This is a genomic window from Verrucomicrobiia bacterium (genome assembly GCA_036405135.1).
GTDB lineage: Bacteria > Verrucomicrobiota > Verrucomicrobiia > Limisphaerales > JAEYXS01 > JAEYXS01.
Genome location: DASWYF010000008.1, coordinates 65,080 through 91,662, shown reverse-complemented (window position 1 = coordinate 91,662; position 26,583 = coordinate 65,080). Strand labels below are relative to the sequence as shown.

25 protein-coding genes are annotated in these 26,583 nt (G+C 54.6%); 14 read left to right on the top strand and 11 right to left on the bottom strand.

The window, feature by feature from the left end; genetic code table 11:
• Positions 1-118 precede the first annotated feature (118 nt).
• On the top strand, positions 119-637 hold the full coding sequence (locus VGH19_03280; GenBank protein HEY1170370.1) for a dual specificity protein phosphatase family protein: 519 nt from the start codon (positions 119-121) through the stop codon (positions 635-637).
• Between the two features lie 13 nt (positions 638-650).
• Here VGH19_03280 and VGH19_03275 read toward each other — a convergent pair whose 3' ends face one another.
• Together VGH19_03275 and VGH19_03270 are read right to left on the bottom strand one after the other, a co-directional pair.
• Positions 651-1,367, bottom strand: coding sequence for a hypothetical protein (locus VGH19_03275; protein HEY1170369.1), 717 nt, complete (start codon positions 1,365-1,367; stop codon positions 651-653).
• Positions 1,364-3,310: a cyclic nucleotide-binding domain-containing protein gene (locus VGH19_03270; protein HEY1170368.1), complete on the bottom strand. Its 1,947-nt coding sequence runs from the start codon at positions 3,308-3,310 to the stop codon at positions 1,364-1,366. Before VGH19_03270 ends, VGH19_03275 begins: the two co-directional genes overlap by 4 nt.
• Before the next feature lie 272 nt (positions 3,311-3,582).
• Here VGH19_03270 and VGH19_03265 point away from each other — a divergent pair, with 272 nt between their 5' ends.
• The 3 genes from VGH19_03265 to VGH19_03255 all read left to right on the top strand — a co-directional run bounded on the left by VGH19_03265 (position 3,583) and on the right by VGH19_03255 (position 7,056).
• Positions 3,583-4,380, top strand: coding sequence for a sugar phosphate isomerase/epimerase family protein (locus VGH19_03265; GenBank protein ID HEY1170367.1), 798 nt, complete (start codon positions 3,583-3,585; stop codon positions 4,378-4,380).
• 6 nt (positions 4,381-4,386) lie between these two features.
• Positions 4,387-5,745, top strand: coding sequence for a nucleoside hydrolase-like domain-containing protein (locus VGH19_03260; protein HEY1170366.1), 1,359 nt, complete (start codon positions 4,387-4,389; stop codon positions 5,743-5,745).
• 105 nt (positions 5,746-5,850) lie between these two features.
• Positions 5,851-7,056 (top strand): hypothetical protein, encoded by a 1,206-nt coding sequence (locus tag VGH19_03255; GenBank protein HEY1170365.1) that lies wholly within the window; start codon positions 5,851-5,853, stop codon positions 7,054-7,056.
• Between the two features lie 6 nt (positions 7,057-7,062).
• Here VGH19_03255 and VGH19_03250 read toward each other — a convergent pair whose 3' ends face one another.
• Entirely contained in the window at positions 7,063-8,592 is a 1,530-nt protein-coding gene (locus VGH19_03250; GenBank protein ID HEY1170364.1) for an arylsulfatase, read from the bottom strand.
• Between the two features lie 90 nt (positions 8,593-8,682).
• Between VGH19_03250 and VGH19_03245 the strand changes: the two genes are divergently transcribed.
• Positions 8,683-9,447 carry a carbohydrate-binding family 9-like protein gene (locus VGH19_03245; protein HEY1170363.1) on the top strand — a complete coding sequence of 255 codons (765 nt, stop codon included), beginning with the start codon at positions 8,683-8,685 and terminating at the stop codon, positions 9,445-9,447.
• Between the two features lie 2 nt (positions 9,448-9,449).
• Here the strand turns inward: VGH19_03245 and tsaB are convergent, their stop codons facing one another.
• From tsaB to glgB, 5 genes are read right to left on the bottom strand one after another with little or no spacing between them, the layout of a single operon-like run.
• A complete protein-coding gene (tsaB, locus tag VGH19_03240) occupies positions 9,450-10,106 on the bottom strand; it encodes a tRNA (adenosine(37)-N6)-threonylcarbamoyltransferase complex dimerization subunit type 1 TsaB (GenBank protein HEY1170362.1) in 657 nt (218 codons plus the stop codon).
• Positions 10,087-10,560, bottom strand: coding sequence for a tRNA (adenosine(37)-N6)-threonylcarbamoyltransferase complex ATPase subunit type 1 TsaE (gene tsaE / locus VGH19_03235; GenBank protein ID HEY1170361.1), 474 nt, complete (start codon positions 10,558-10,560; stop codon positions 10,087-10,089). Before tsaE ends, tsaB begins: the two co-directional genes overlap by 20 nt.
• Entirely contained in the window at positions 10,532-11,470 is a 939-nt protein-coding gene (locus VGH19_03230; GenBank protein HEY1170360.1) for a thiamine-phosphate kinase, read from the bottom strand. Before VGH19_03230 ends, tsaE begins: the two co-directional genes overlap by 29 nt.
• Position 11,471: 1 nt before the next feature.
• Positions 11,472-12,230, bottom strand: a complete 759-nt coding sequence (locus VGH19_03225; protein HEY1170359.1) for a type II CAAX endopeptidase family protein — start codon at positions 12,228-12,230, stop codon at positions 11,472-11,474.
• Between the two features lie 56 nt (positions 12,231-12,286).
• Positions 12,287-14,479, bottom strand: a complete 2,193-nt coding sequence (glgB, locus tag VGH19_03220; GenBank protein ID HEY1170358.1) for a 1,4-alpha-glucan branching protein GlgB — start codon at positions 14,477-14,479, stop codon at positions 12,287-12,289.
• A 239-nt stretch (positions 14,480-14,718) separates the two neighbouring features.
• On the opposite strand from glgB, the gene VGH19_03215 reads away from it, so the two are divergent.
• The 3 genes from VGH19_03215 (at position 14,719) to VGH19_03205 (ending at position 19,228) form a co-directional block, all read left to right on the top strand.
• Positions 14,719-16,107, top strand: coding sequence for an NAD(P)/FAD-dependent oxidoreductase (locus VGH19_03215; GenBank protein ID HEY1170357.1), 1,389 nt, complete (start codon positions 14,719-14,721; stop codon positions 16,105-16,107).
• A 315-nt stretch (positions 16,108-16,422) separates the two neighbouring features.
• Positions 16,423-17,793 (top strand): DUF4832 domain-containing protein, encoded by a 1,371-nt coding sequence (locus tag VGH19_03210; protein ID HEY1170356.1) that lies wholly within the window; start codon positions 16,423-16,425, stop codon positions 17,791-17,793.
• Positions 17,794-17,920: 127 nt separating this feature from the next.
• Positions 17,921-19,228, top strand: coding sequence for a DUF4832 domain-containing protein (locus VGH19_03205; protein HEY1170355.1), 1,308 nt, complete (start codon positions 17,921-17,923; stop codon positions 19,226-19,228).
• A gap of 13 nt (positions 19,229-19,241) precedes the next feature.
• On the opposite strand, the gene VGH19_03200 is transcribed toward VGH19_03205, so the two are convergent.
• Positions 19,242-19,433 carry a hypothetical protein gene (locus VGH19_03200; protein HEY1170354.1) on the bottom strand — a complete coding sequence of 64 codons (192 nt, stop codon included), beginning with the start codon at positions 19,431-19,433 and terminating at the stop codon, positions 19,242-19,244.
• A gap of 112 nt (positions 19,434-19,545) precedes the next feature.
• Between VGH19_03200 and VGH19_03195 the strand changes: the two genes are divergently transcribed.
• The 4 genes from VGH19_03195 (at position 19,546) to VGH19_03180 (ending at position 23,644) form a co-directional block, all read left to right on the top strand.
• A complete protein-coding gene (locus tag VGH19_03195) occupies positions 19,546-21,003 on the top strand; it encodes a PRC-barrel domain-containing protein (protein ID HEY1170353.1) in 1,458 nt (485 codons plus the stop codon).
• A gap of 43 nt (positions 21,004-21,046) precedes the next feature.
• Positions 21,047-21,607, top strand: a complete 561-nt coding sequence (locus tag VGH19_03190; protein HEY1170352.1) for a DUF3341 domain-containing protein — start codon at positions 21,047-21,049, stop codon at positions 21,605-21,607.
• 143 nt (positions 21,608-21,750) lie between these two features.
• Positions 21,751-22,923 carry a DUF748 domain-containing protein gene (locus VGH19_03185; GenBank protein ID HEY1170351.1) on the top strand — a complete coding sequence of 391 codons (1,173 nt, stop codon included), beginning with the start codon at positions 21,751-21,753 and terminating at the stop codon, positions 22,921-22,923.
• Between the two features lie 4 nt (positions 22,924-22,927).
• Positions 22,928-23,644: a group 1 truncated hemoglobin gene (locus tag VGH19_03180; protein HEY1170350.1), complete on the top strand. Its 717-nt coding sequence runs from the start codon at positions 22,928-22,930 to the stop codon at positions 23,642-23,644.
• Between the two features lie 141 nt (positions 23,645-23,785).
• Here VGH19_03180 and VGH19_03175 read toward each other — a convergent pair whose 3' ends face one another.
• Positions 23,786-24,103 carry a hypothetical protein gene (locus tag VGH19_03175; GenBank protein ID HEY1170349.1) on the bottom strand — a complete coding sequence of 106 codons (318 nt, stop codon included), beginning with the start codon at positions 24,101-24,103 and terminating at the stop codon, positions 23,786-23,788.
• A 238-nt stretch (positions 24,104-24,341) separates the two neighbouring features.
• Here VGH19_03175 and VGH19_03170 point away from each other — a divergent pair, with 238 nt between their 5' ends.
• Entirely contained in the window at positions 24,342-25,490 is a 1,149-nt protein-coding gene (locus tag VGH19_03170; protein ID HEY1170348.1) for an AI-2E family transporter, read from the top strand.
• A gap of 15 nt (positions 25,491-25,505) precedes the next feature.
• Positions 25,506-25,955, top strand: coding sequence for a hypothetical protein (locus VGH19_03165; GenBank protein HEY1170347.1), 450 nt, complete (start codon positions 25,506-25,508; stop codon positions 25,953-25,955).
• Between the two features lie 44 nt (positions 25,956-25,999).
• Here the strand turns inward: VGH19_03165 and VGH19_03160 are convergent, their stop codons facing one another.
• Positions 26,000-26,569 (bottom strand): HAD family phosphatase, encoded by a 570-nt coding sequence (locus VGH19_03160; protein ID HEY1170346.1) that lies wholly within the window; start codon positions 26,567-26,569, stop codon positions 26,000-26,002.
• Positions 26,570-26,583 lie beyond the last annotated feature (14 nt).

The following is a 26,583-nucleotide window of genomic DNA, read 5'->3' as shown; positions in this document are numbered from 1 at the left end:
TCAGCGCCAGAATAGCTCTGCCAATATCTAAAGCCCATTGGAAACTGGGCGGGAATGTGTAATGCCAATCAACGGTGACCGCTTGCGTTTAAACCCGTCAGAAGCTAACGATTTCTCCATGAACGAAGCCCCTGATAGAAACCTGCTCTGGTGGCTCATTCCAAACGCTCTGGCCGGCATGCCCATGCCTTTTCTCCACCCAGAGCGCCGTCTAAATTCCGGCGGTGCATTACGAGCTTACGCCGATGAATTGCCCGTGCTGAATGATGCAGGCATACGCGGTGTCGTATCACTCTTGAATATTCCCTCTGATACGGTCGTGTATGCAGCCGCTGGCCTCAACTACCTTTGCCTTCCGATTCCCGATGGTCACGCTCCTGATTTTTCACAGGCAGATCAGTTTGTCCGCTTTGTCGATTCTCACCGTCAGTCTGGTCAGGCTGTCGCGGTGCATTGCTATGCTGGCTTGGGACGCACGGGCACGATGTTAGGCGCGTATCTCGTCGCTAAAGGAATGGATGCCACCTCAGCCTTGTTGAAGGTGCGTGCTGCAGAGCCTGCTGCCATTGAAACACGCCATCAGATAAAATTCTTGGACGATTACGAGATCCACCGCCGTTTATTGGATAAAAAGTAGAGCACCAACCGCTCTACTTTTTACCTGCTGTATCCAAAGCCGATAGCTTTTTAATAGCATCCGCATTCCCATTCTGCGCCGCCTTCTCCAGCCATTCGCGGCCCTTGGTAGCATCCAGTTCCACGCCACGCCCTTCCAGATAGCGTAACCCTAACTGATACTGCGCGTAGCCCGAACCTTTCTCCGCCTGCTGCCTCTGAAAATCCAATACCTTCAATTCCGTCTCCTCCGCCGTTTGTTTCGCAGGATTGATATTACGTGGCACAACAACAGGAGCAGGCGGTGTCGTGGTAGCGACTGCTTTCGCTTTGTTATATGCTTCTGGCGTGACGCCTAATCCACCTGGCATCTCCTTCACCGAACGCGCCGCTCGGATGTCATCCTCTGTTCCCCATTGTGCATCAGGTCCGGCACTGGATACCTCAAACGCATACATTTGCACCTTCAGCTTATAGGCATTGCCCCACGGATCCTTCGAGCGATCCCGCGTCCCCTGCCCCTTTCCTGTTTGCGAATTGGATGCTAGGAATTTACTGAAATCATCCGCAGGCAACCGCCCTTCCTCCAGAAACTCCGTAACCACCAGATCGCAAATAGCGTCCACTTCCAGGCCAGACGTCGTGGCATTCTGCACCTTGCCCACGACATCCAAGTTTTCCTTGAAGGCATCTTTTCCCAGCCACACTGCCGCTCCGATCGCGATGATCGGTAATATGCGGAAGAAGCTCATGCCTCCCTCCCCTGCTCATCGCGCCGCGCGGTCACCGTGGATTCGATTGCCAGTCCCGTAAGGAAATCCTTGCTGACTAGGCGCAGGAAGCTGTCCTTCTCCAAGCGCAGGCAACGGGCTTTTTCCGAGGCGATGACATCCGCCGTTGCGGGAATGTTCTTCAACAGGCTGATCTCACCACAAAAATCGCCCGCTTTCAGAATCGCCAGCTTTTCACCACGCAAGACCACAGTGAATTCCCCATCATAGACCATGTAGAACACGTCATTGATCTGACCGGCCTTAAGAATCACCTGTCCCGCAGCGCACTCTTGCAAAACGAATTCCTTGGAAATCTGGAAAAGGGCCGGAGGATGCCAACGGGCAAAGAGCGCATTGCGCCGCAGAAATGCAGACACTTGGATGAGCGTCTTGATCTGTGCTGAGCCGAGTGTATTGACCAGAATCCGTTCGAAATCTGGCCGGGCCAGCACCAGCAACGCGGTCTTCTCCAGCGCCTTGACCGAACTGGTGCGCGGCACTTTATCCAGCAAGGCGATCTCACCGAAGGCATCGCCTCTCGCGAGTTTCGCCACCGGTCGTTCACGTCCAGACTCCTCTTCCTTCAGCACCTCCACCGTCCCGCGATAGACGATGAACATGGATTCACCGACATCACGCTCGCGGATGATCGTCGCCCCCTCTTCCACCAAGGCGTATTGCATCGCCTTCGCCAACTCACCACGGGCTTCGGGATTCAATTCCGCACAGAGCAGCGACTCTCCGAGAAAGGTGACCAAGTCCTTGTCCGATGGCCGTAAAGCGGTGGCCGATGACTGCCGGATCTTTGATTCCGCATCAAACAACTTGGGAGCAACTGCCCGATAGATACCGCGCAAAACCAGCCACACCAAATAAGCAACGATGGCGATCAGGACGATAGCGAGCAGCCAGAACACTACCAAAGAAAGCGATGTTTCCTCACCCGGACGACGCTGGCTCAGTTGTTGAGAAACAAAACGGCCATGCTCGGCCATGAGCTTGTTTGCAAAACGGAAAGTGACACCGAGCCAGAGAATCGCATACGTGCAATAGCCGAGAAAGTAACGTTCCTCCTGCAGCTTTGTCTTCCAGTCAAAGATGACCGCGAGCAGCTTCGTATTCAGAAACTGATCGGCACAACGCGGCAGTTCATACTCCTTCCGCAACAGCGCATGCAGCAACGTGTGAGCGGGTGTGGGTCCGAAAGGCGAGCCAAGTATCACCGCCGTTAAAGCACTGCCGAGCAGCGCAGCATCTGAACCCGTGAGCCATGCGAAAGCTGCCAGCAAGAAAGGTGCGGCCAAGGCTTGCGCCGCCACACTCACCTCACACACGCGCCCGCCCATGAAAGCATCACGGGTATCGATGGAGAAGAAAGGGATGAGCCGGTCCAGCCGGAAACGCGGCTGATAGACGGAACGGCCAAAGGCATCCAAAGCCGCTGCCGCCCAAGCACTGCTGAGCGAAAGCCCCAGCGATACGAAAAGCAGCACCTGAAACCAACCATTCAGTTCCGTGACCGGGCGCCATTTACCCACTGCGAGCGCCCAACCGCCCAACACCGTGATCAAGACGGCTGCCGCCAGACCGTTCCAGACCCGTTGCGAGCGTCCGATCTTACGCGTGAAAAAGGTCGTGGCATCTTCAGTTCCGATTTCGATCAGGAAGCCGCGATTAATCGCTGTCAGCACCAGATCATAGAAACCGCGGATGTCCGGGTGACCTTGTTGCTGCAATACCCCATGTAAAATGGCTTCCACCGTCCGGCGGCCATCGAAGAGTTTCAGGATGTTTTGCTGCGCCGCATTCAGCGCGAGGTATTCGATGCGGGCGAGCTGTTTGAGCAGGCGGGTGCCGTCGGGCAAATCACGAACTTCAATTTGCGACGACAAAGCGAACACTTTGCCGGAGATATCTTGCATGCGTCGAAGAAACTGACGGCGTGAGTTCTAGCCAAGCCCAGCCAGAATGGCAAGGCGTAGTGGGACAGGCCAATGTGCTGCCGGATTCCAGCCGGCAGATCAAGAGCATTCTCTGGATTGGGACCAGCGGATCATAAACCTGCGCTTCCTATAGCCGCAGGGTTTCGACGTTCGCCACCTTACTGCCGGCTGGAATCCGGCAGCACGAGCCTTACGCTTCGTCGTTCAATTCCTCAGCTTTCATTTTCTTAGCTTTGCATTACAACCATCCCATGTCGTTCACACCACCCATCACTTGCCGTCTGGAAGTATTACCCGGCGAGAGTGTCGCCGAGAAAGTCATCAACGCGCAGCGCTTTGGCTTTGCGGGTATCGCCCTGCCCGGACGCTTCCTCAAGTCTTGGCTAGATGAAGCGCGTGCTTTCCAGAAAGACAGCCCACTGCCCTTTGTCAGTCTCTCACTCGGCTTTGAAGGTTCTTTGCTCAACCCTAATGCAGCAGTGCGACAAAAATGCCATGATAGCATCCTGCGTCTGCTCGACATCTGCGCGGAATTCAAAGCGCACCTCTTCAACATCCCGCCGGTCCTGATCCAGGATAATCCTGAGCGTCTGAAAGATCGCACCCAGCAGGATGATTTGTTTCTCGAACAGCTTCCGGCGTTGGGTGATGCGGCTAAAGCGCGTGGCGTGACTTTTCTCATCGAGCCCGTGAACCGCTACGAGAGCGATTACCTGCATTCCATCGAACACGCCGCCCAGCTTTGCGCGCAATTAAATCATCCCGCCATCGCTCTTACTGCGGATTTCTACCACATGCAATTGGAAGAGCTTCACGCCGATGCCGCCTTAACAAAAGCGGGTGTCTGGACGAAGCATGTGCATGTGGCGGAGAACACTCGTGTGGAGCCCGGTCCCGGCACATTGAATTTTTCACCCGGCTTCAAGGCATTGAAACAACTCGGCTATCGCGGCCTCATAGAAGTGGAATGCCGTACACTCTCAGGTTCGGGCGATGAAGTGTTGCCGAAGTCAGTCGTCTATTTGCAGAAGCTCTGGCAAACCACCTGACATTTTATGAAACGCTTTCTTCTCATCACCCTGCTGTGCCTTTTCAGTTGGATGGCCCAAGCCGCTGATGCGAAACCTCGCCTGCTCGTACTGACGGATATCGGCGGCGATCCCGATGACCAGCAATCCATGATTCGGCTGCTGCTCTATGCGAACGAATTCGAGATCGAAGGACTCATCGCCAGCGCCTCCGGCACTCCCGGAGAACTGAAGGAAAAAGTCACCAAGCCCGAACTGATACGCCAACTCATCAATGCCTATGGGCAAGTACAACCCAACCTCATCAAGCACGCTGAAAGATATCCGACCGCCGAGCATTTGCTATCTCTTGTGAAATCAGGCAATCCGAACCGCGGCCGCGATGCCATCGGTGAAGGCAAAGACAACGAAGGCTCCCGCTGGCTCATCGCGATGGTCGACAAACAAGATACGCGCCCCTTGAACATCAGCATCTGGGGCGGACAAACGGACTTTGCCCAAGCCCTCTGGAGGGTGCGCAAAGATCGCGGCGTGGAAGGATACCAGAAATTCATCAGCAAACTGCGCATCTACGACATCAACGATCAGGATAAGATTGTGGACTGGATCTTCGCCGAATTTCCCGGCCTCTGGTATATCCTCGCCCAAGCACCGACCGGCCAGGACAAGCGCACTGGTACTTATCGCGGCGTCTATCTGGGCGGCGATGAATCACTCACTTCACCTGAGTGGATCAACCAGCATGTGAAAGAAAACCACGGACCTCTCGGTGCGCTCTATCCCATGAAGACCTACACGGCACCGAATCCACACAAGACGATGAAGGAAGGCGACACGCCCTCATGGTTTTATTTCCTCGCGAATGGATTGAGCGATGCAGCACATCCGGAATGGGGTGGCTGGGGCGGACGTTTCAAAGTGGAAACAAACTCCATCTATCGTGACGTTGCTGACTCACTAAATGGCACCACTGAACCACGCGTCTCCGTCTGGCGCTGGCGCCCGGCGTTTCAAAATGATTTCGCTGCACGCATGGACTGGTGTGCGAAAGATTTTGCTGAAGCCAATCACGCTCCCCAGATCACAATCAATGGCGCGAAAGATACTTCCCCTCTCAAGCTTTCAGCAAAGCCCGGTGAAACAGTCGCGTTGAAAGCCTCCGCCACTGATCCTGACCAGAACACGCTCACTTACAAATGGTGGATTTATCCAGAAGCATCGACACACACCTCCGCCAAGATTGACCAGAGCCATTTGGCTATAGCGAATCTGTCCATTCCTGAAAACGCCACCTCAGGGGATATCCATATCCTTCTGGAAGTCATAGATAATGGCTCTCCCGCTCTGACTGCCTACCGACGTGTCATCGTATCGGTAAAGCGCTGATTACAAAGCAGCTCCAGCATTAGACTAGAAGCGGTTTGCCAAAACTGGCTGAGTTAGGCATTATGCTGACGTTAGTTTTGATGTCGTAATTTGAAACTGCCCGCCATGAAACGTTTTATCATCTTCACGCTGATCGCCGCTTTGCTCGCGGGCACTTGGTCCGCTTATGCAGCCACCAAGGCGGAACCGGCCCCTCTCGCACAGAAGGAAACGAACTCCAGCAGCAAGACGCCGGGCATGGCGGCAGCAACGGCTCTCTCCACCATCACGGGCGTGGCCATTTCCCCTCTGCTCGGTGTAAGTGCCGTGGGTGCTTACACCTATTTCCAAACGCCAAAGGAAAACCGAGGCAGTCTCTCATGGTATGCACAACCGTGGTTCTGGATGTCGGCGTTTGTGCTCGTCGGCCTCTGCTTTGCGAAAGATACGGCAGGCACTGCCTTGCCCTCAGTATTGAAGAAACCGTTGGATATCGCCGATGCGGTGGAGAACAAGATCAGCGGTCTCGTCGCTGTAGGCGCATTCGTGCCGATGGTCGCCTCGGTGTTCCCCTCGCTCATCTCCAGTGACCATGCGAATATCGCTGCACCGTGGTTCATGGCAGTGATCAATCCGGCGGGCTTGCTGAATTTCATTCTTGTGCCCATCGCCATGGTTTCGTTCGTCATCGTGTGGCTCGCGGCGCATTCCATCAATATCCTCATCCTACTCAGCCCCTTCACCACGGTGGACGCAGCGTTGAAATCCTTCCGCCTGTTCCTGCTCTCATTCATCACCGGCGGTTCGCTCATGGACCCCATGCTTGGTGCAGGCATCTCGCTTATCATCATTTTCATCGCTTACTTCATCGCGGGCTGGTCCTTCCGCGTGACGGCCCTGGGCAGCATCTATATCTGGGATGCGCTCAGCCTGCGTCGCACACGCACAAAACCACAGACGAATGAAGTTTGGGGTTTCCTCTACTCCGAGATCAGCAAAGTCCCGATCCGCACCTACGGCAAGCTGGTAAAGGACGCCGCTGGACGCATGGTGTTCCATTATCGTCCCTGGATGATTCTGCCTGAAAAAACTTTGGTGCTACCCGTCGGTGAATACGCCGTGGGCGAAGGACTTATCAATTCCTACATCGTAAAAACCTCTGGTGAAGACGAATATGAAGTAGTGACACTCCCCCCACGCTATCGCTCTCACGAACAAGCGGTAGCAAATGCTTACGAACTGGCTGGCGTACGTGAGATCGGGTTTATGAAAGGTTTCAATGCCTTCATCCGTGCCCTCTTCGGCGGTTCATCCGAACCCGCACGGGTTTAACCTTTCTCAGTTCAACTTGTCCAAAGCCGGGAACGGAAAATCGGCTGATTTCCGATGTTGTTCCCGCATGAGCTTCTCCATGCGCGCGATGATTTCAGGATGTGCAGCAGACACGTCCTTGGTTTCCGCACGATCCGTTTTTAGGTCATAAAGCTCGATCTTGTAATCGGGATTGTCCTTGCGTGCCAGATTACGCCGGATGCCCTTCCAATCACCGATGCGCACGCTCTGCTGGCCGGTGTACGCTGGAAACTCGCGATAGAGAAAAGGCCGCTCCAGTTGAGATTTTCCCATCAAAGTAGGCGCGAACGAGATTCCATCCAAATTCTTCGGTGTTTTGCCTGATACTCCAACAAGTTCCATCAGCGTAGGCATCCAGTCTTCAAATCCCGTCACCCGTTCACTCGTGCTGCCTGCCTTGATCTGACCTTTCCAACGGATGATACCAGGCACGCGATACCCGCCTTCATACAAAGTGCCTTTGCCATCACGCAAGCCACCGGAGGAATTGAAGAACGCGCCATCTGTCCCCGCCAATCCCTGATGAGTGCCGGTTAAAGGGCCGTTATCACTGGTGAAGACAAAGATGGTGTTCTCATCCAGCCCAAGCTCAGTAATCAGTTTTATCATCGCACCGATCTCACGATCCATGCGCGTGATCATCGCGGCGTAAGCTGCCTTGGGTTTGAAGTGAGGAGTGTAGCCTTTCCCACCGACGTAGGGCGCATCCTCCCACTTGCCCAGATACTCCTTAAGCGAATCATCCGGCACTTGCAAAGCCACGTGCGGAACAGTCGTTGGCCAATAGAGAAAGAATGGCCGCGACTGGTTCTCCCGCACAAAATCCCTCGCTTTCTCAGCGATCAAATCAGCGGAATATTCTGTGCCTTGAAAGCGTTTATAGCTCTCGGCCTTGGCCGGATCTTCAGCTGGAGTGAGTTTGTCATTGGAAGCGAAAGGCGGATTCTTCAGGTCGATGGTCTTGTCGTTGTCCCAAAGATAGGTCGGATAAAAATTGTGGGCTACTCCCTGGCAGTTGTAACCGAACCAGCGATTGAATCCCTGTTTCAGCGGCTCACCGCTGCTGCCTGGCCCACCGAGTCCCCATTTCCCAAACCCACCCGTCACATAACCGGCAGACTGGAATAACTCTGCCATCGTCACGGTTTCTGCGGGGATGGGATGCTGCCCTTCCGATGACGGTTTGCCGATCTTGGGCAGGCTCGCCCCTTCCATCTGACGATTGTTACGAATGAAAGCGTGGCCGGGATGCATGCCCGTCATCAGCACGCAACGCGAGGGAGCACAGACAGCGTTGCCGGAATAATGCTGGGTAAAACGCATTCCTTCAGCGGACATGCGGTCGAGGTTCGGTGTTTTGATCTTCGTCTGTCCATAGGCACCGATGTCGCCATAGCCAAGATCATCTGCGAGGATGAAGATCACATTCGGTGCCCGGCCAGTGGCGGCTTGTAACGACGTGACTAGCAGGAGAAAGAAAAAGCCTGAGGCTAAACGATTGAGCCGGATCTTCATGACGCGCAGAATAGCAGGCTATGTCTGCGGAGGCCAGCATTGACAAGAGCACACGCTCGACCAACTCTTCACAGCAACCCAACAACTGCCATGAGATATTGCTCTGCCCTCTTTCTCGCATGTGCGCTACTCAGTGCCGGTTGCGCATCCACCGCTGTCTCCCAAGCTCCTACACCAGCTACAGCCACGACACCTGCACGTGCGGTAGTGCCGAAGCTGTCTGGTAAATTGACCCTGGATGGCAAGCTGGATGAGGCGGTTTGGAAAAAGGCATTGGTGTTGAATCCACTGACACCGAATCGTGGTGAGGGAAAAGATTCCGAAGGCACTGAAGTGCGCGTGTGGTATGACGATACGGCTCTTTATCTGAGCTGGGTCTGCACGGACAAGGACATTCAGGGGACGTTCACGAATCGCGACAGCATGTTCTGGAACGAAGAAGTCGCAGAACTGTTCCTCGCACCGGACAAGCTGGATAAATATTATGAACTGCAATGGAATCCGCTGGGCGCAGTCTTCGATGCGATCATCCACAACACGCTCGGGCCTGATGGTATCTCCAAGAAGATCGATGGCGAGTGGGGCTATACCGCCAAGGGCATGCGCAGTGCTGTGAAAGTCGATGGCACGGTGGCAAATGCGAAGGACGAAGATAAGTCGTGGACTGTAGAAGCGGCCATCCCGTTCTCTGATTTTAATCTAACTGCTCCCAAGCCAGGAACAGTGTGGCGCGCGAACTTCTATCGCTTCTCACGCGGAAAGAATAATCCTGAACTGCAACTGAGCTGGTCCCCCACCCGCCTACCGAGCTTTCATCAGCCGAGCAAATTCGGGTATCTGGAGTTCGGGAAATAAACTCATTTACGCGTTGGCGGACTTTTCACGAAGCTGACTTCACGTAGATAGATCGGTTCCAATTCATTCGCGGGTTTGAATTCGCCGCGATTCACAGCGAGTTCGGCCACGATCGCGGCGTTGGCGTAGAGAGGAATCGCGCTGGGAAATGCTTTCTGCAAATCAGGGCCCAAGACTTTCTTGCCCGCTGATTGATATGCTTCCAGCTCTTCCTTCGTAGTGATACGAAGATCGTTCAATTGCTTCCACCCAGCTTCACCCAACTGAAATTCGGCGGCGTAGAACTCGCCGCGCATAGCATCGATCGCCAGCACGATGGTGCCGCGTTCACCACCGCGCCAGATCTGCTCAGCGAGACAGCTGGGGGTATCAATGCCGCAGACTTTTCCCCCGGTCATGATCTGCCAGCCTTGCGCGATGGCGAGGGACATGCGGATGCCCGTATAGGAACCGGGGCCGAGGCAAACGGCCATGCAGTTCACATCACCCTTTTGCCAACCGGACTTGACCAGCACGTCATCCGCCAGACGAAATGCGGGAGTGTGACGAGTGGTCGCCTCGACGGCTTCCGCCAAGAAGCGAAACCCCGTCGCTGCTTCGCCTTCCACGGCGGCAACGCTGCGATGATTGCTCGAAAACTCAAACGCCAAAATCTTCATAGACTACCCGCCGTTCCGTCTCACCTAATGTCTCGAACACTAAACGCCTTACATTGGCTTCCGGTTTAACTACGAAACCATCCTTCTCCGCATTCAGCGCAAAGAACTCTGAACTGAACCAACGCTCAGGCCATTCTACCAAGGTGATGCCGTTAGGTTGGATAAGAAATTCATCCAGTCCAGCCACGAGCACATCATGCTTCGTATCTAAGCGATAAAGGTCGAGGTGATAGATGATCAAGTCTGCGACCAAGTATTCGTTGATGAGTGCAAAGGTCGGCGATTGCACGCGCTTACCGTAGCCCAAGCCGGAAGCAATGCCTTTCGCCAACTGTGTCTTGCCCGCGCCCAAGTCGCCAACGAGCGCGATGACATCTCCTGCGTGCAGGGTTTGCGACCATTTCTGCCCGAGAGCGAAAGTCTCTTCAGGACTGCGCGTGATGCACGTAGCCATGGTCGTGTAATTCGCGGACACCCCGCTCATCCTTCAGATGCAGACCGGGTTGCTTGGTGATTTTACCAATGCAGCTCAGGGGCAGATTGGGGAACTGCTCTTTCCATGCGTCTTTGAGCTTCACGGCTTCGTTAGGAGGCAGCGTGAACAGCAGTTCGAAATCTTCCCCATCAGTCAGTGCCGCAAGGATGGCGGGCTTGGCGATAGTTTTTTCGCGAGCCTTCACTTTTGCTTCTCGGCTCACAGGAATCATCGCGGCGAAGAGCAATGCACCCACGCCGCTTTGCTTCATGATGTGGCGAAGATCACCGGCGAGGCCATCGCTCACATCCATCATCGAGGAGAGGGAAAAGTTTTCCATCAGCCAACGGCCTTCGGCAAGGCGCGGTTCGAAATCCAGATGTTTGCCCGAAAGCGAACCGCCCAAGTTTCCCGTGACGAAAATGGCATCGCCCACTTGAGCACCCTTGCGTAAGGCCGCTTTATCTTTCTTCACGGTACCGAGGAGAGCCACGGAGATGAGCAGACATCCGGGATTCGTCGTAGTCTCGCCGCCGACGATGGCGACATTATACCGCAAGGCCAGCGCGCTCATGCCACGATAAATCTGCGAGATGCGTTCGGGGTCGTAATCCTTCGGCAAGCCTAACGTGACAAGTGCATGAGTCGGCGTGCCACCCATGGCGGCGATGTCGCTCAGGCAGCGGCCCAAAGCTTTGTGACCGATGCGCTCAGGTTCCGTTTCAGCGGTGAAGTGGACGCCCTCCACCACAGCATCGGTCTTGAAGAGGACAGACTGGTCCTTCAGGCCAAGGTCCAGCACGGCGCAATCGTCCCCTGCCCCGACCGTTACCGATTCATTGGTAGGGAGGGTTTTCGTCAATTTTGCGATCAACTCAAATTCGTTCATGTCACTCACCAGATAAAGCCTTCTGCGTTCCCTTAAGCCATTGTTCGATAGCTGGTTGATTTATCAGCAGAACAAAATTCACGAGATTGAAAAACGCATGAGCAGCAATGCAGCTCAGCAAATTACCCGTCCTTTCATACAACCATACCAGCACCAGCGCCAGCACTGTCAGAGGCAGGAAGGTCATGACATTGGCGTGGATCAAAGCAAATAAAAGCGAAGATCCCCAGAGGGCAGTACGCCGGTAACCAGTCTGTTTTATGGCCGTATAAAACACACCCCGGAAGAAAATCTCCTCGACGACAGGTGCCATGACAACTGCCATGACACCGAAAAAGAACTGCTGCATAGGTAAGGTTGTCTTCTGCAACATCTGCACAGCTTGCTGCGTCTCCGGCTTGGTGCCCAGCAATTCCATCATCACTGCGGAAACCTGCCCCAGCATCCAGGCTGCGGGAAGAAAGACCACAGCTACGACAATTCCCGAGATAATGGCCACGAACGGCGGGCTATCACGAAAGCCAAATCCCTGGGACCATGTCAGTCCATGGCTGCGCAAAAAGGAAGCCACTAACAAAAGACCGCCACCGTGGAGCATGACGGTGAAAAAGACCATGCCTGCAAAACGACCTTCATCCGTTTTTGCAGCTTCTTCCCCCTGGATCAGACTGGACAATACGCCACCTATCCCTAGGCAGAATAAAAAGCCCGAGAGGAGGCGCAGCAACTGTTCCGGTTTCCATGTCTTGTCCGTCAACACGCGCGACAAGGTATGTCAGGTAATGCGGGAAACTCCAAACCCAAAGCTCAGAGCGTTCATTTGGCCAGCACCACGACACCCAAGGGCGGCAAGGTGACTGGGGCAGAGAACGGCTGGTTGTGGACCTGGTAGTTGTCCGCCGTCACCCCACCGCCGTTGCCCACGTTGCTGCCAGCGTAGATACCGGCATCTGTGTTCAAGGCTTCGCGCCAGAAACCCTCTTTCGGCAGGCCGATGCGATAATTGGCACGAGTAACCGGCGTGAGGTTCATGATGACCGCCACCTCGCCACCGCCATTTTCATCACGTCGGAGGAAGGAGAGCACGCTGTTCTCGTTATCCGCGCAATCAATCCATTGGAAACCACCACCATCGTAATCCGTCTGCCAAAGAGCATGACGGTCGCGATACAGGCGGTTGAGGTCTTCCACGAGACGTTGCGCGCCCTTGTGATACGGACCGGCATCAAGCAACCACCAATCAAGCTGGGCATTGGCATTCCATTCGCGGCTCTGGCCGATCTCGCCGCCCATGAAGAGCAGTTTTTTGCCTGGGAACATCCATTGATAAGTCAGCAGGCAGCGCAGGTTCGCGAAGCGTTGCCAGTCATCACCGGGCATGCGACCGAAGAGCGAACCTTTGCCATGCACCACTTCGTCATGCGAGAGCGGGAGCATGAAATTCTCGTTGTGATGATACAGCATCGCGAACGTGAGATCGTTCTGGTGATATTTGCGATAGACGGAGTCGCGCTTGAAATAACCGAGCGTGTCGTGCATCCAGCCCATGTTCCACTTGAGGCTGAAGCCGAGACCGCCGAGGTAAGGCGGACGCGTAACCAGCGGCCAGGCGGTCGATTCCTCGGCGATAGTGACCACGCCATTGCATTCCGTATGGACGAGATGATTGAACTCGCGCAGGAAGGCGATGGCTTCCAAGTTCTCGCGGCCACCGTATTTGTTCGGGATCCACTCCCCTTCTTTACGTGAGTAGTCGAGATAGAGCATCGAGGCCACGGCATCGACACGGAGGCCATCGACGTGGAAACGCTCACACCAGAAAAGTGCATTGGCCGTGAGGAAATTGCGGACTTCGTGACGGCCAAAATTAAAGATGAGCGTGCCCCAGTCCTGATGCGCACCTTGCTTGGGATCCTCGTGCTCGAAGAGCGCGGTGCCATCGAACTTGGCGAGCGCCCATTCATCACGCGGGAAGTGCGCAGGCACCCAATCCACAATCACGCCGATGCCAGCGCCGTGCAGGGCATTGACGAGGAATTGAAAATCTTCTGGTGTGCCATAACGGCTCGTCGGCGCGTAGAAGCCGGTAACCTGATAACCCCATGAAGGGTAATAGGCATGCTCAGCCACGGGTAGTAATTCCACATGGGTGAAGCCCATCTTGCGGAGGTAATCTACCAGCGGTGCGGCGACTTCACGATAGTTGAACGACTCGAATTCGTTCTTCTTCATCCATGAGCCGAGATGGATCTCGTAGACACTCATGGGTTCGCGCAGACAGTTCTTCTGCTTGCGCTCGTTCATCCACTTCTCATCAGTCCATGCGAACTTGCGGTTGTCCCAAACTACCGCAGCGTTCTTGGGCGCTTGCTCGAAGTGGCAACCGAACGGATCGGTCTTCAGCGCGACATGGCCGTGAGCGGTGAAGACTTCGAACTTGTAGATATCCCCTTCCGAGACGCCCGGGATGAACAATTCCCAAACACCAGAAGCACCGAGCATGCGCATGGGATGACGGCGACCGTCCCAGTTATTGAAATTACCCACCACGCTGACGCGCTTCGCGTTCGGAGCCCAGACGGCGAAGCTCGTGCCTTTCACGCCATCGATGACGCGGAGGTGTGAACCGAGCTTCTCGTAAATCTTCCGTTCGTTGCCCTGGCCGAAGAGGTAGACATCCGTCTCACCCAAAGTGGGCAGGAAGGAATAGGGATCGCGCGTGGAAATCTTGTGGCCGCCTTTCAACGTGATGACGAGGTCGTAAGCGTAGACTTGCTCGCTCTGGTGCGAGACACCCTCGAAGAGGCCGATCTCATGGATGCGCTTGAGGGTGATCTTCGGCTTGGTCTTCTCGTGCGTGGGATGGATCTCCACTTTCTCGGCATCAGGGATCAAGGCGCGGACAACGACGCCGGAGCCATCGCCCAACGGATGCATGCCCAAAAGCTGATGAGGAGAACGATGTTCGAGTTGAACCAAACTCTGCAGCTCGGCGGCCGTAAGAATCATGGCGGGATGCTGCCATGCGGTCAGGGGTTTGGATAGGGGGAAGTTCGGACTTTTATTGGTAGCAGCCGCGGAAACGCTTGGCGCGCCCACCCCTCACCCCTGACCCAGATATCTCCCCGTCGAGTTCCGAAAGCTTTCGCGAGTTCGGGAGAGGGAGAACACTTCTCGCTGCAGTAGATCGTGAGGCGATTGTCATTTTCACCTTTTGAATTATGTTCGCGGGCATCATTCTTAAACACATGAACGAGCACAATTTTGACGTCATCGTCATCGGCGGTGGCAGTGGTGGGTATGCGGCGGCGCGCACGGCTGCGGGCAAAGGGTTGAAGACGGCAGTGATTGATGGTGCGGAGGAATTGGGCGGACTCTGCATCCTGCGCGGGTGCATGCCATCGAAGGCTTTGCTTTATGCAGCGGAGGTGAAGCATCTCGCGGATCATGGCAGCACATGGGGCTTGCGCATTCCCGAGGTGAGCTTTGATTTCACGGCGGTGATGGCGCGCAAGGCGGCGATGATCAAGGATTTCGCGGACTATCGCGTGAAGCAGTTGAATGCAGGCCGCTTCCAATTGTTCCGCGCGTTTGCGAAATTTACCGATCCGCATACGGTGGAGCTTTCGGATGGGCAAAAGCTCACGGCAAAAAACTTCATCATCTCCACCGGTTCAGTGATCGCTCCCCCGCCCTTGCCGGAAATGAAAGAGATCGGCTGTCTCACGAGCGATGACATTCTCGCACTCAAGGAATTGCCGAAATCGGTCATCGTGTTAGGTGGTGGTGCGATCGCGGTGGAGCTGGCGCAGTTTCTCGCGCGCTTCGATGTGAAGGTGACGATCATCCAGCGGGGTTCTCATTTCGTGAGAAGCTGTGATGTGGATGCGGCCAAGGTGATCGAGGACGTGTTCGTCAAAGAAGGCATGACCGTTTATACAGACACGAAGCTGAAGAAAGCATTTATCGAGAACGGGCAAAAGGGCATTGAGTTCGAGCAGGCAGGCAAGACAGTGCGCTTGCAGGCGCAGGAGATTTTTCACGCACTGGGTCGCGTGCCAAACACGGCCAAGCTGGCATTGGAGAAAGCGGGAGTGAATACGGAGAAAGGACGGATCCTCACGGATTCACAGCAACGCACAAGTGCGGCGCACATCTTCGCCGCGGGTGATTGCTGCGGACCGCATGAGATTGTTCACATCGCGATTCAACAAGGCGAGATCGCGGTGCACAATATCGTCACGCCGGAAAAGCCGAAGGAGATGGATTACCGGTTGCTCATCAATGTGATCTTCACTGACCCGCAAGTGGCGAGCGTGGGACTCACCGAAAAAGCAGCGAAGGAAAAGAACATCCCCTACCTCGCCGCGAGCTATCCATTCAACGATCACGGCAAATCGATGATCATGGAAGCGGTGCATGGCTTCGTGAAGCTGCTAGCTGATCCGAAAACGGGCGAGATCATCGGTGGATGTTGTGCGGGACCTGTCGGCGGCGAACTCATCCATCAGATCGTCACAGCGATGGCGAAGCGGATGACGGTGCATGAACTGGCAGCAATGCCACACTATCATCCGACGCTGGCGGAGATATGGACGTATCCGGCGGAGGAGTTGGCGGAGCAAATTACGGAATGAAGTTTCAAGTGTTCAGTTTTCAGTGGGGAAAATTTCCTGCCACTGATGAAACACGGAACCAACATGGATGGGAGTGACCAGAGACAAAACGCACAATTATCACCGGAAAGAAACGGCATTCAGGAATGCATATTTGATGAGTTGGAGTTGCCGTGATCAATTGCACATGCTGCTGTAAAAACCAGAGTTGGGAACAGCGTGGAACTTCGAGAGACGTCGCGAGCACACCCACCCTTACCAAGCCTAAGCGCGTGCAAGATTACGAATGTTCTCAGCGTTTTGAATATTTCTTAAAGATCTCGCGTCAGTTCTCGCATGTCCGAAACTGCCCGGGAGGTGGAGTTGGCGTTGGACCACCGCTGTCGTTTAGCGGTGGTCCTTGGCATTCTTCTAATGGTCGTTTTCATGACCGCACACGCATCAGCCATCGAGCTGGAGTATGCGCCGCAAACGAAACCCGCTCCGCTCAAAGGACTCGAATCCAGCCTCGCAGGAAATGACACCATCGATTGGTCGTATCTGCGGTTGAGCTCGGTGATGAAGGGGCCGTTTGAGTTCGACTGGACGAGCTTGGAGAAGCAACTCGATAAATCTGCAAGTGCGGGCAAGCACCTGATTCTACGGCCCATCATAGACTGGCCATCGCTTTACCCAGCACTTCCCTTCTATCTGACGAACATACCGGGCGCGACATTCAAGCATACCAACAACAACCATCGTCTCTATGGCACAGGTATCACCGTGCCGGTCTATACAAATGACGCCACACGCACGGCGATATTCAATTTCATATGGGCCTTCGGAGCCAAGTATGATGGCGATCCGCGCATCGGCTTCATCGAGACGGGACTGCTGGGAGCTTGGGGAGAGCTATATTTCGCAAGAAATCCATACTTCCCGCTGACCGATGTACCTGAAGACCTCGAAGGAGAGGTGCTCAAGGCTTATACCGAGAACATTAAGAAGACCAAGCTGATGACTCGCTGGCCCAAGCAGCAACACCTTGTCTATCAAACAGGGTATCATGATGACTGGTTCGCGGATTGGAGAATCCCTGACAATTTGTTTCGCAACCAGACCAAGGCAGGTCCTGCTGCTTTGCAAATCTGGCAGACCCAACCCATAGGAGCGCGTCTGCATCCGCACTTCACCTTCCCAAGTGAATTTGAAACGCCACCATCCGCCGCCACTTCCGAAGCGTTTCTGAAGTTTATACAACGCGACCACATCTCGTGGCTGCGCTACTCCAAGGATAAAAAGTATCTGCCGGCAGAACTGCTGACGAATCTCGAAACACTCGCGCCCAAGATGGGTTACGAACTGTACGTCTCCCATGCAGATTGGAAAAAGAATCTATCGCAGCATACGCTCGAACTCAGCGTGACCATCACGAACACGGGGGTGGCTCCATTCTATTATCCGTGGAAGTTTGAAGCGGCTCTTTGGAAAAACGATCAGATACAAAACCGCTGGCCGGTGACATGGGACATCAGTCAAGTCATCCCTGGAAAAGACGCGGTCACGTTCAGGACCGTTCTGCCTGATTTTCCAGAAGAAAGGGAGAATACCCGCCTTCTGTTGCGCGTCATGAATCCTTTGAAGACTGGATTTCCGCTTCGTTTTGCAAACAAGATGCAAGATGCAGATCTGAACGGATGGTTGACGCTGGGAAAGTTGAAACACTGAACCACACTCAACCTGGCCGGTTCAACGCATTCATCATCTGCTGATTTCACACACGAGACAAAGAAATCCCTCAAAACAAATGAATCACCTTCATTCAGTGGTGTTCTTTTGCATTTGTCTGCTTGTGATGAGATGTGCAGCAGCGGAAGCTGCCGTACATCTGGACTACCAGCAACAGACCAAACCGGCTCCTTTGAAGGGATTGGAGCAACCTCTGAACGCTCCGGGCACAATCGGGTGGAACTATGTGACATTGCGGATGGTGATGAAAGGGCCCGATGAGTTCGATTGGTCTTTTTTGGAAGGAAGGCTCAACCGGGCAGCCGCTGTGGGCAAGATGCTAGTGCTCCGCCCAGTGATGGATCTCTACGGAGACAGCAGCGGCCCAGTGTTCACAGAAGCACCTCTCTATCTGACGGAATTACCAGGAGCAACGGTCACGGTGAGTCAGGCCAACCGGTTCTACGGCCAGCGCCTCGGCACGGTCCTCCCAGTCTACACCAACGTATTCACCCGGATGGCGATCATGAACTTTATCCGGGCTTTCGGTAAAAAGTATGACGGCGATCCGCGAGTCGCATTCATAGAGGTGGGACTTTTGGGAGCGTGGGGCGAATGGCATGACATCAATAGCAGGCGTTCACCGGAAACCACCGTACCTCCAGAGATGAAGCGGGCGATGATGCAGGCTTACAAAGAGCATTTCAAAAACACCAAGCTGCTGACCCGCTGGCCGGACAAGGAGATCGAGGACTTTCCCACGGGTTACCACGATGATTGGTTCGCATTCTGGAAAAGGCCGGACACTCTCTACCAGAAACAAACCAATGCGGGACCAGTGGCCCTAATGCGCTGGCAGACGGAGCCGATGGGTGCACGATTGCATCCTGAATTCGACATGCCAGAAAAACTACCAAGCCTGACAGCCAGCAGCATCACTCCCACCCGCCTTTCTGAATTGATCGAGCAGGGTCACATCTCTTGGTTACGCTATCGGCATAACAAACGCGAGCTTCCAAGTGGACTGCTGGTAGATTTGGAAACAGTGGCTCCCAAGATGGGGTATGAGTTTTATATTCCGCATGCCGACTGGGAATGGCGGCAGCGTGAGCAAATCGTCCACCTGAGTCTGACAGTCACGAACACTGCAGTGGCCCCATTCTATTATCCATGGCAGGTGGAGATCGGATTGTGGCATGACCACAAATTGCAACAGACTTGGCCGGTAGATTGGGATATCCGCAGAATCATCCCCGGACAGGAGGCGATAACTTATACGGCGACATTGAAGGAATTCCCAAGGCGGTTGCGTGATGCGCGTTTGATGATGCGGGTGGTGAATCCATTACCGAGCGGGTTTCCATTGCGGTTTGCGAACAAAACGCAGGATGTGGATCTGGATGGGTGGCTGACCTTGGGCCCGTTGAATCGTTGAAAGATCAAAAACATTAAACAGGATGATGTTGCAACGTTTTTAACTTTTCACGATTCAACGGCTTTTCCAGCACGAAGACGATGGCGATCACGGACCCGCGTAAGCAATCGTAATCTTGCGGTTGCAATTCTTCAGCAGGCAGGAGGTCTTTCTTCCTCAACGAGTTAGGCTTGTGTTTTGCACGGTATTTATTGGGGTTTTCCACATTTAATTTCAGGGGAGTGTACCCTATGGAGACAGTGTCTGACCGGGCCTAGGTTGAGGAGACAAACAAAAACGGAAGAGCGAAAGAAACACTCTTCTGAACATCTACCAATATGAAACGCAACCTACAAACAATACTCTGTGCCTCGGCCGCAACGGTCATCGCCATTTCTGCTCAGGCCCAGCAAAATAAAGAGCGACAAACGGATCGTTCGACATCGACATCCGAAGTCACCATCAAGGCCGACAAGGCGGAAAAGCGTGCGGCTCAACTGACGGGAGCAGCCAAGGCATCTGACCTGGTGGGCATGACGGTGAAGAATCTACAAGACGAGAAGATCGGCAAAGTTGAGGAACTCGGTGTGGATGTGGAATCCGGCCGGGTGCTGCAAGTGATCGTTTCCACAGGCGGTTTCGCCGGTATCGGCGATACGTTGACGGCCGTGCCGCCCAGCGCCTTCCGTCAAAATACCGCTGACAAGACCTTGATTCTTGATGCGACGAAGGAGCAGCTTAAATCCGCTCCGAAGTTTGATATGTCGAAGTGGGATGAAGCCTACACGGCAGACCGGCTGCATACTGTATATCGCCACTACGGCAAGGAATCCTCGCTCGATTACCTCGAAGACAACAAGATTGCGCGCAATGATTCGCCTAACACGGTGATCAAGCGTCTGCCAGACGGCACGTGGGACAAGGAACGCATCGAAGGTGATCTCAAGACATCCAACAACACGATCCCTAACGCACGTCTGGTGAATACGCATCGCGCCAGCAAGGTCATCGGTATGCCGGTGAAGAACTTGCAGGATGAGAAACTGGGTGATGTGGATAACCTGCTGGTGGACATCCACTCGGGCCGCATCGTTGCTGTGGCGATCTCCTCCGGAGGCTTCATCGGACTCGGGGACGAACTGACCGCAGTCCCCTCCTCGGTGTTGAGCTTCAATGCGGAGAAGAAGGCGCTGCAACTGGACGCAACAAAGGAGGTGCTGGCGCGTGCGCCGCACTTCAAGTCCAACCAATGGCCTGACTTCGGCGACAGGACGTACGTGGAGACGGTATATCGTCCGTTCAACGTGGAACCTTATTTCTCTGACAACAGTTGGAGCAGCCGCACAGAACGCGCGATTGATCGCACAGCGCAACGCACTGAACGCGCCATTGACCGGACGGTTGAGCGCACGGAACAGGCAGTTGAGCGCAAAATGGACCGGACCGAACGCGGAATTGTAGATGCAGACAATACGGCCCGCAATGAACGCGACCGTGATGGCCGCACCTTGACGCCGATCGAACAAGGCACCTCCAAGGCGGATATCGATACCACGGCACGCATCCGCAAGGAGCTCGTGGGGAACAAGAACATCTCGCTGAGCGCGCAAAACGTGAAGGTGATCAGCAATAACGGCAAGGTCACGCTGCGCGGCCCGGTGGAAACCGATGCAGAAAAACGCATCGTGGGTGACATCGCAAACCGCGTGGCCCGTGCTGAGAATGTGGACAACCAGATCGAGGTGAAACTCGTGCCGACCGGTCGCAGCCAGGACGGACGTCCGCCGCAGAAGTAACAATCAACAAACAGAACAACACAACGAACAAAAGGGAAATATTATGTCTAAAAAATCTGTATTCGGTATCGCAACGTCCTTGAACCAGGCGGACCTGATCGTGGACAACCTGAAGATGGCGAACTTCTCGAACAACGACATCTCCGTGCTCTTCCCCGACAAGGAGACGAGCCGTGATTTCGCCCATGAGAAGAACACCAAGGCCCCCGAAGGCGCAGTGACAGGTGCGGCCACGGGTGGTGTGCTGGGTGGTGCCTTGGGTTGGGTCGCTGGCATCGGCGCCCTTGCTATCCCGGGTGTCGGCCCATTCATCGCAGCCGGTCCGATCATGGCAGCTTTGAGCGGTGCAGCTGTGGGTGCTGCTGCTGGCGGCATCACGGGCGGCCTCATCGGCCTTGGTATTCCGGAACTGGAAGCCAAGCGCTATGAGGGCAAGGTCCGTGCGGGTAACATCTTGATCTCGGTGCATACCGAGAACTCGGATGAGATCAAGCGCGCGAAGGAGATCTTCGAACGCGCTGGCGCACAGGACATCTGCACAACGGGTGAGGCCTCCACGCCTAAGGATGACAAATCCAAGAGCCGTGAGCATGTCAGCCGCTAAGCAAAAGTGAATTCATCTGCGGTCGGGGATGCGTTCTCCGACCGCAGTTTTTGTATCCAGAGACAACTGGACACCACACTTCTGGGATGAAAGAGACGCCACATAGCACGAGCCTCACGGAGCATCCAAGCCATCGACCTGCGATGATCGAGAAAAAGCGCAAAGAGCATCGGGGCTGGAGGCGGTTCTGGATATTCGTTGCCGGGTTGGTGGTGATATTGGCGATCGGGAGGGCATTTCTGCCGGTGATGGTTCGGGATTATGTGAACCGGACATTGGACAGAAATCCGATGTATGACGGGACGATCGGGGATGTGAGCATTCACCTGTGGCGCGGGGCTTATTCGATCGAGAATGTGAAGATCAACAAGACGGCGGGAAATGTACCGGTCCCCTTCTTTGCGGGCAAACGCGTGGATTTTGCGATCGAATGGCAGGCTTTGTGGAATCGCAGGATCGTGGGGCGCGTGCACATGCTGGAGCCGGAGTTGAACTTCGTGGATGCGCCTGATGAGGATGATACGCAATCAGGTGCCGGTACTCCGTGGCTGGACATGATCAAGGATTTGTTCCCTTTCAAGATCAACAGCGCAGTGATCGAAAATGGCTCGATCCATTTTCGGGCGTATCAACTGGCACGCGTGGTGGATGTTTATATCTCCAAGGTGCAGGGAAAGATCGATAATTTGGGCAACATCCGGGATGAGACGACGCCGCTGGTTTCCACGGTGGAGGCGAAGGGTCTGGTGATGGATCACGCGAAGTTTGAATACAAGATGACGCTGGATCCGTTTTCGTATCGGCCCACGTTTCATATGGCTTTGCAATTATTGGGCTTGGATGTGACGCGGATCAATGATCTGGCGTTGGCGTATGGGAAATTTGATTTCAAGCGGGGGTACTTCGATCTGGTACTGGAGACGGATGTGCAGGAGGGGTTGATCACAGGTTATGCCAAGCCGCTATTCCGTAACCTGAAGGTGTTCAGCATCACGGAAGATATCGAGGAAGGGAATGTGCTGCACTTCTTCTGGCAGGCGCTGGTGGGTGGCGTGACATTTGTTTTCAAGAACCATCCGCGAGACCAGTTCGGCACGCTCATCCCCTTCTCTGGTGATGCGACGGGTGCGACGTCAGCAGACATTTTTGCCACGTTGGGAAACATCCTTCGCAATGCGTTTATCCGGGCATATCTGCCGCGATTGGAGGGCGGGCAACAGGCGGTGGGAAATCTGAATTTTGAACCGCCGGAATTTACGGATCCGATTTCTGCGGGAGACAGCGAACCAAGTGAGCAATACGAAACACTTCAGTAATACCATGAAAACGAAGAGTAAAATTATCGGAAGCGTGACATGGCGTCCGCTCGTGTTGTGTGTTTTGAGCGTGGCCTTGACCGGCCTCGTGGGCTGCGGGACTTCAAAGAGCGCGAAGAAAAATGATGATTTCTTCACTTCCGGCAGCCGCGATGCCGATCAGCGCGCGAGCCAGCGCATGGCGAAGGAACAGCAACTGGCCGGGACCGGTGAAGGCAGTGGAGAGAAAGGTGTGAAGAAGGCGGAGGTAGCTGAGGGTGGGACCACGAATGGAGTCACGGCTGCGCAGGTGGAAGGCAAGCTGGCATTGTTCGACCGCTTGGGCGGCGAGGAGGGGATCAAAGCGATCATCGATGATTTCACGCCACGAGTACTGCAAGATCCGCGGGTAAACTGGGACCGCTCAGATGTGAAGGGGAAAGGCGTCGCATTCATCCGCAAGGATGGGCCGGAGCCGTGGACGGCGGATGAGAGGAGCGTGGCGCGGTTGAAGAAGCATCTTGTTCAATTCCTGGTGCTGGCGACCGGTGGTCCGGCGAAGTACGACGGCAAGGACATGAAGGAGACGCATGCGAACATGCGGATCGGCAACCCGGAATTCGATGCTGCCTTGGGAGATTTGAAGGCGTCGCTGGACCGCCTAAAGATACCTAACAAAGAGCAGAAGGAACTGCTTTCAATCGTGGAGAGTACGCGGCCGCAGATCGTGACGGAAAGATGATTCCAGTAAGTTTGAGGACGGCTAGGAGTGGGACGGGAGCCCCCCTCCTCCCTGTTGGAGATACGGATGCAGTAATTATTAGAATGTCAGAGACTGCCTTCCCTTCGGGTATTGCTGCCATTCGGAACAACCCGGGTTCCATCAGAAGTCGGAACCGAAGTGATTGGTGAAGATAAGGTAAACCAGGACGCCACTCCCAATGACGACGGCGAGGTAGGCGATGAGTTTGAGGCGTGACACGCCATTGTCATCAGCCCCTTCCGGGTCATTCAGGTACGCCGTGAGGTTGTCGCATTTATCCCGGGAGTTTTCAAAGAGGCAGCCAGTGAAATCACTATGGTCATCAAAGAAGTCTTTGAAGAAGAGCGCGGCGGTAAGCGCGGAAACGAAGATGGCAATGAGCAATATCATCTGGACTTGGGCGTAACCACGGATCTGGCAGTTCAACTTCTCAAACACACGATTCACGGAAGATATTGAAGGAAACATAACATTGGCCAGTGCATTATGAACAGCACGGTGGACACCAAGAAGCACCTCCAGATCGCTACAATGGCCCGACTCTCAATTATCCGATTCTTTGTAATCTCCCGTTTCCCCAGACCATGTCATCCTCCAATTGTTGTTGATTGATAAAAAGACATAAAATTGAACTGGTGACACCATCACCTGCTCAGCTATTCATACATACATAGGCATGAGCTTTCCGGCACCCAGCGAAACACAGGCGCGCGTCCTCTGGTTTTCCCTGACCACGCTCGCCGTCGGCGTCACCATCGCCGTGTTCGGCGTCGTCATCTGGGGCCTCGGCTGGCTCATCAACGCCCTTTCCTCCGTCCTGCTTCCTCTCGCATTCGCCGCCATCCTCGCCTACTTGCTCGATCCCGTGGTGGATTGGTTGGAGCGTAAGAAAGTCCCCCGCACCCGCGGCATTCTCCTCGTCTTCTTTGTAGCGGTCATGCTCTTCCTCATGATGCTCGCGACCGTCATCCCGCAACTTCTCGTGGAAACCAGCCAGCTCATCGATCTCATTCCCGATTACGCGGCAAAGCTGAAAGACAAACTCGGTGTCTGGCTCGAATCCTCCCGCCTAGGTCAGCAAGCCAAACAAGCCTGGGATGAGGGCATTGGTGCCGACGCCCAAAACTGGGCCACCACCGCACTGCCCGTCGTCTCCGCCTGGGTCGTTGAAAAACTGAGTAAAGTCGCCTCTTGGGGCGGACTCCTCGCTGGCTTCGCCCTCGTGCCCGTTTACGTCTTTTATTTCCTCTCCGAAAAGCAAGGCATCACTGGCAAGTGGAGCAACTACCTGCCTCTACAAGAATCCAAGTTGAAGGACGAAGTCGTTTTCGTAATCAACGAGATCAACAACTGCCTCATCGTCTTCTTCCGCGGCCAAGTCCTCGTGGCCATGTGCGTCGGCGGCATGCTCACGCTCGGGTTTCTCGGTATCGGCCTGAACTACGCCATCTTGCTCGGCGTCGTCGCCGGCGTCCTCAGCATCGTCCCCTATCTCGGCGTCATGCTTAGCATCATCCCGGCACTCGCACTTGCCGCCATCCAATTCGGCGATCTCTGGCATCCCTTGGCCGTCGTCGGCATCTTCATCCTCGTTCAGATGATGGAGGGCCTCGTCATCTCCCCCAAGATCATCGGCGACCGCGTGGGCCTTCACCCGTTGACCATCATCATCTCCGTCATGGTCGGCACCACGCTCATCGGCGGCATCCTCGGCGGCGTCCTCGCGATTCCGCTTACAGCAGCGCTACGCACCCTGATGTTCCGCTACGTGTGGAAGAAACCCGCAAGACAAAGCGCTCCGGCGAAGTCTGGCGGAAAAAAGTAGGCCTCGATTGAAGCCATGGACCTGTATCGAATCAAATGTACAAGCTGCGATTGGTCAGCCATCCGTACATTTGATGGCAAGCAATACGATTACATCCCAGATGGATTTGATAAACTGGTTCTCGATGAAAAGGTCGTGCAACTAAGCGGTTTATTCGCAAGCTGCACTTTAGCTGAACACGGTTACACTTGGGAAAAAGCGGAATCAGAAAACCGGCTTGTCTATGTCAGCAGCGTGATATGCCTGACCTGCGGTGAATTATCCGAACTCGAAATCAATCACAAGGAATTGAAGCTTGCGGCCCAGAATCCAGAAAAATTGAAATCTTGGTTCAAATCAAAATCCTGCACCCACTGTGGCAGCTCCACCTTCAACAAACCCTTCAAAGCCATGGATAAAACACTGCCCTGCCCCAAGTGCAAAACACTCTCTGTGAAATGCAACCGGGAGACTACGGTCGACTAATTCGCGACCATCCTCATCGCGTCGAAATAAAAGGTGGCGCTCCCCTACCTCCGATACATCGGTCGCACATCCACCACGTGCATCCCCGCCGCTTGGATCGCCTGCAAACCCAGCTCCGCATCCTCAAAACCCTGACAATACTGTGGCTCCACCCCTAAGCGCCGCGCTGCCTCCAGGAAAATATCCGGCGCGGGCTTTTGATTCTTCACATCCTCGCTCGTCACCACTGCATCGAACATATGCGCGATGCGCAGATGCTCCAGCACCTGCGTGATGATCGGCTTCGTCCCGCCTGAGGCCACCGCCATGGGCAGCTTACCGAAATTCTGCTCCGCGATCGCCAGCACCGCTGGAATCGCAATCACCTGCGGCAACAAAGGCAAATACGCATTCTCCTTATCATGCGAGGCCTGCAACGGGTCCAGCTTCACGCCTTGCTCCTCACCCAGCATCTTAAATATATCCCGCGAAGGCACACCACCCAGCGCATAAAACCGCTCCTCCGGAAAATGCAACCCATACTGCTGCGCGACCGTATTCCACGCGCGCCAATGCAACGGCATCGTATCCGCCAACGTCCCATCACAATCAAAGATCAACCCACGAATTTCCATAATGCTATCTCGTA

What these genes read in the sequence shown, in the direction of transcription:
- VGH19_03280 (HEY1170370.1), top strand. Translation starts at nt 119, where the DNA reads ATGAACGAAGCCCCTGATAGAAACCTGCTCTGGTGGCTCATTCCAAAC.
- VGH19_03275 (HEY1170369.1), bottom strand. Translation starts at nt 1,367, where the DNA reads ATGAGCTTCTTCCGCATATTACCGATCATCGCGATCGGAGCGGCAGTG.
- VGH19_03270 (HEY1170368.1), bottom strand. Translation starts at nt 3,310, where the DNA reads ATGCAAGATATCTCCGGCAAAGTGTTCGCTTTGTCGTCGCAAATTGAA.
- VGH19_03265 (HEY1170367.1), top strand. Translation starts at nt 3,583, where the DNA reads ATGTCGTTCACACCACCCATCACTTGCCGTCTGGAAGTATTACCCGGC.
- VGH19_03260 (HEY1170366.1), top strand. Translation starts at nt 4,387, where the DNA reads ATGAAACGCTTTCTTCTCATCACCCTGCTGTGCCTTTTCAGTTGGATG.
- VGH19_03255 (HEY1170365.1), top strand. Translation starts at nt 5,851, where the DNA reads ATGAAACGTTTTATCATCTTCACGCTGATCGCCGCTTTGCTCGCGGGC.
- VGH19_03250 (HEY1170364.1), bottom strand. Translation starts at nt 8,592, where the DNA reads ATGAAGATCCGGCTCAATCGTTTAGCCTCAGGCTTTTTCTTTCTCCTG.
- VGH19_03245 (HEY1170363.1), top strand. Translation starts at nt 8,683, where the DNA reads ATGAGATATTGCTCTGCCCTCTTTCTCGCATGTGCGCTACTCAGTGCC.
- tsaB (HEY1170362.1), bottom strand. Translation starts at nt 10,106, where the DNA reads ATGAAGATTTTGGCGTTTGAGTTTTCGAGCAATCATCGCAGCGTTGCC.
- tsaE (HEY1170361.1), bottom strand. Translation starts at nt 10,560, where the DNA reads ATGGCTACGTGCATCACGCGCAGTCCTGAAGAGACTTTCGCTCTCGGG.
- VGH19_03230 (HEY1170360.1), bottom strand. Translation starts at nt 11,470, where the DNA reads ATGAACGAATTTGAGTTGATCGCAAAATTGACGAAAACCCTCCCTACC.
- glgB (HEY1170358.1), bottom strand. Translation starts at nt 14,479, where the DNA reads ATGATTCTTACGGCCGCCGAGCTGCAGAGTTTGGTTCAACTCGAACAT.
- VGH19_03215 (HEY1170357.1), top strand. Translation starts at nt 14,719, where the DNA reads ATGAACGAGCACAATTTTGACGTCATCGTCATCGGCGGTGGCAGTGGT.
- VGH19_03210 (HEY1170356.1), top strand. Translation starts at nt 16,423, where the DNA reads ATGTCCGAAACTGCCCGGGAGGTGGAGTTGGCGTTGGACCACCGCTGT.
- VGH19_03205 (HEY1170355.1), top strand. Translation starts at nt 17,921, where the DNA reads ATGAGATGTGCAGCAGCGGAAGCTGCCGTACATCTGGACTACCAGCAA.
- VGH19_03195 (HEY1170353.1), top strand. Translation starts at nt 19,546, where the DNA reads ATGAAACGCAACCTACAAACAATACTCTGTGCCTCGGCCGCAACGGTC.
- VGH19_03190 (HEY1170352.1), top strand. Translation starts at nt 21,047, where the DNA reads ATGTCTAAAAAATCTGTATTCGGTATCGCAACGTCCTTGAACCAGGCG.
- VGH19_03185 (HEY1170351.1), top strand. Translation starts at nt 21,751, where the DNA reads ATGATCGAGAAAAAGCGCAAAGAGCATCGGGGCTGGAGGCGGTTCTGG.
- VGH19_03180 (HEY1170350.1), top strand. Translation starts at nt 22,928, where the DNA reads ATGAAAACGAAGAGTAAAATTATCGGAAGCGTGACATGGCGTCCGCTC.
- VGH19_03170 (HEY1170348.1), top strand. Translation starts at nt 24,342, where the DNA reads ATGAGCTTTCCGGCACCCAGCGAAACACAGGCGCGCGTCCTCTGGTTT.
- VGH19_03165 (HEY1170347.1), top strand. Translation starts at nt 25,506, where the DNA reads ATGGACCTGTATCGAATCAAATGTACAAGCTGCGATTGGTCAGCCATC.
- VGH19_03160 (HEY1170346.1), bottom strand. Translation starts at nt 26,569, where the DNA reads ATGGAAATTCGTGGGTTGATCTTTGATTGTGATGGGACGTTGGCGGAT.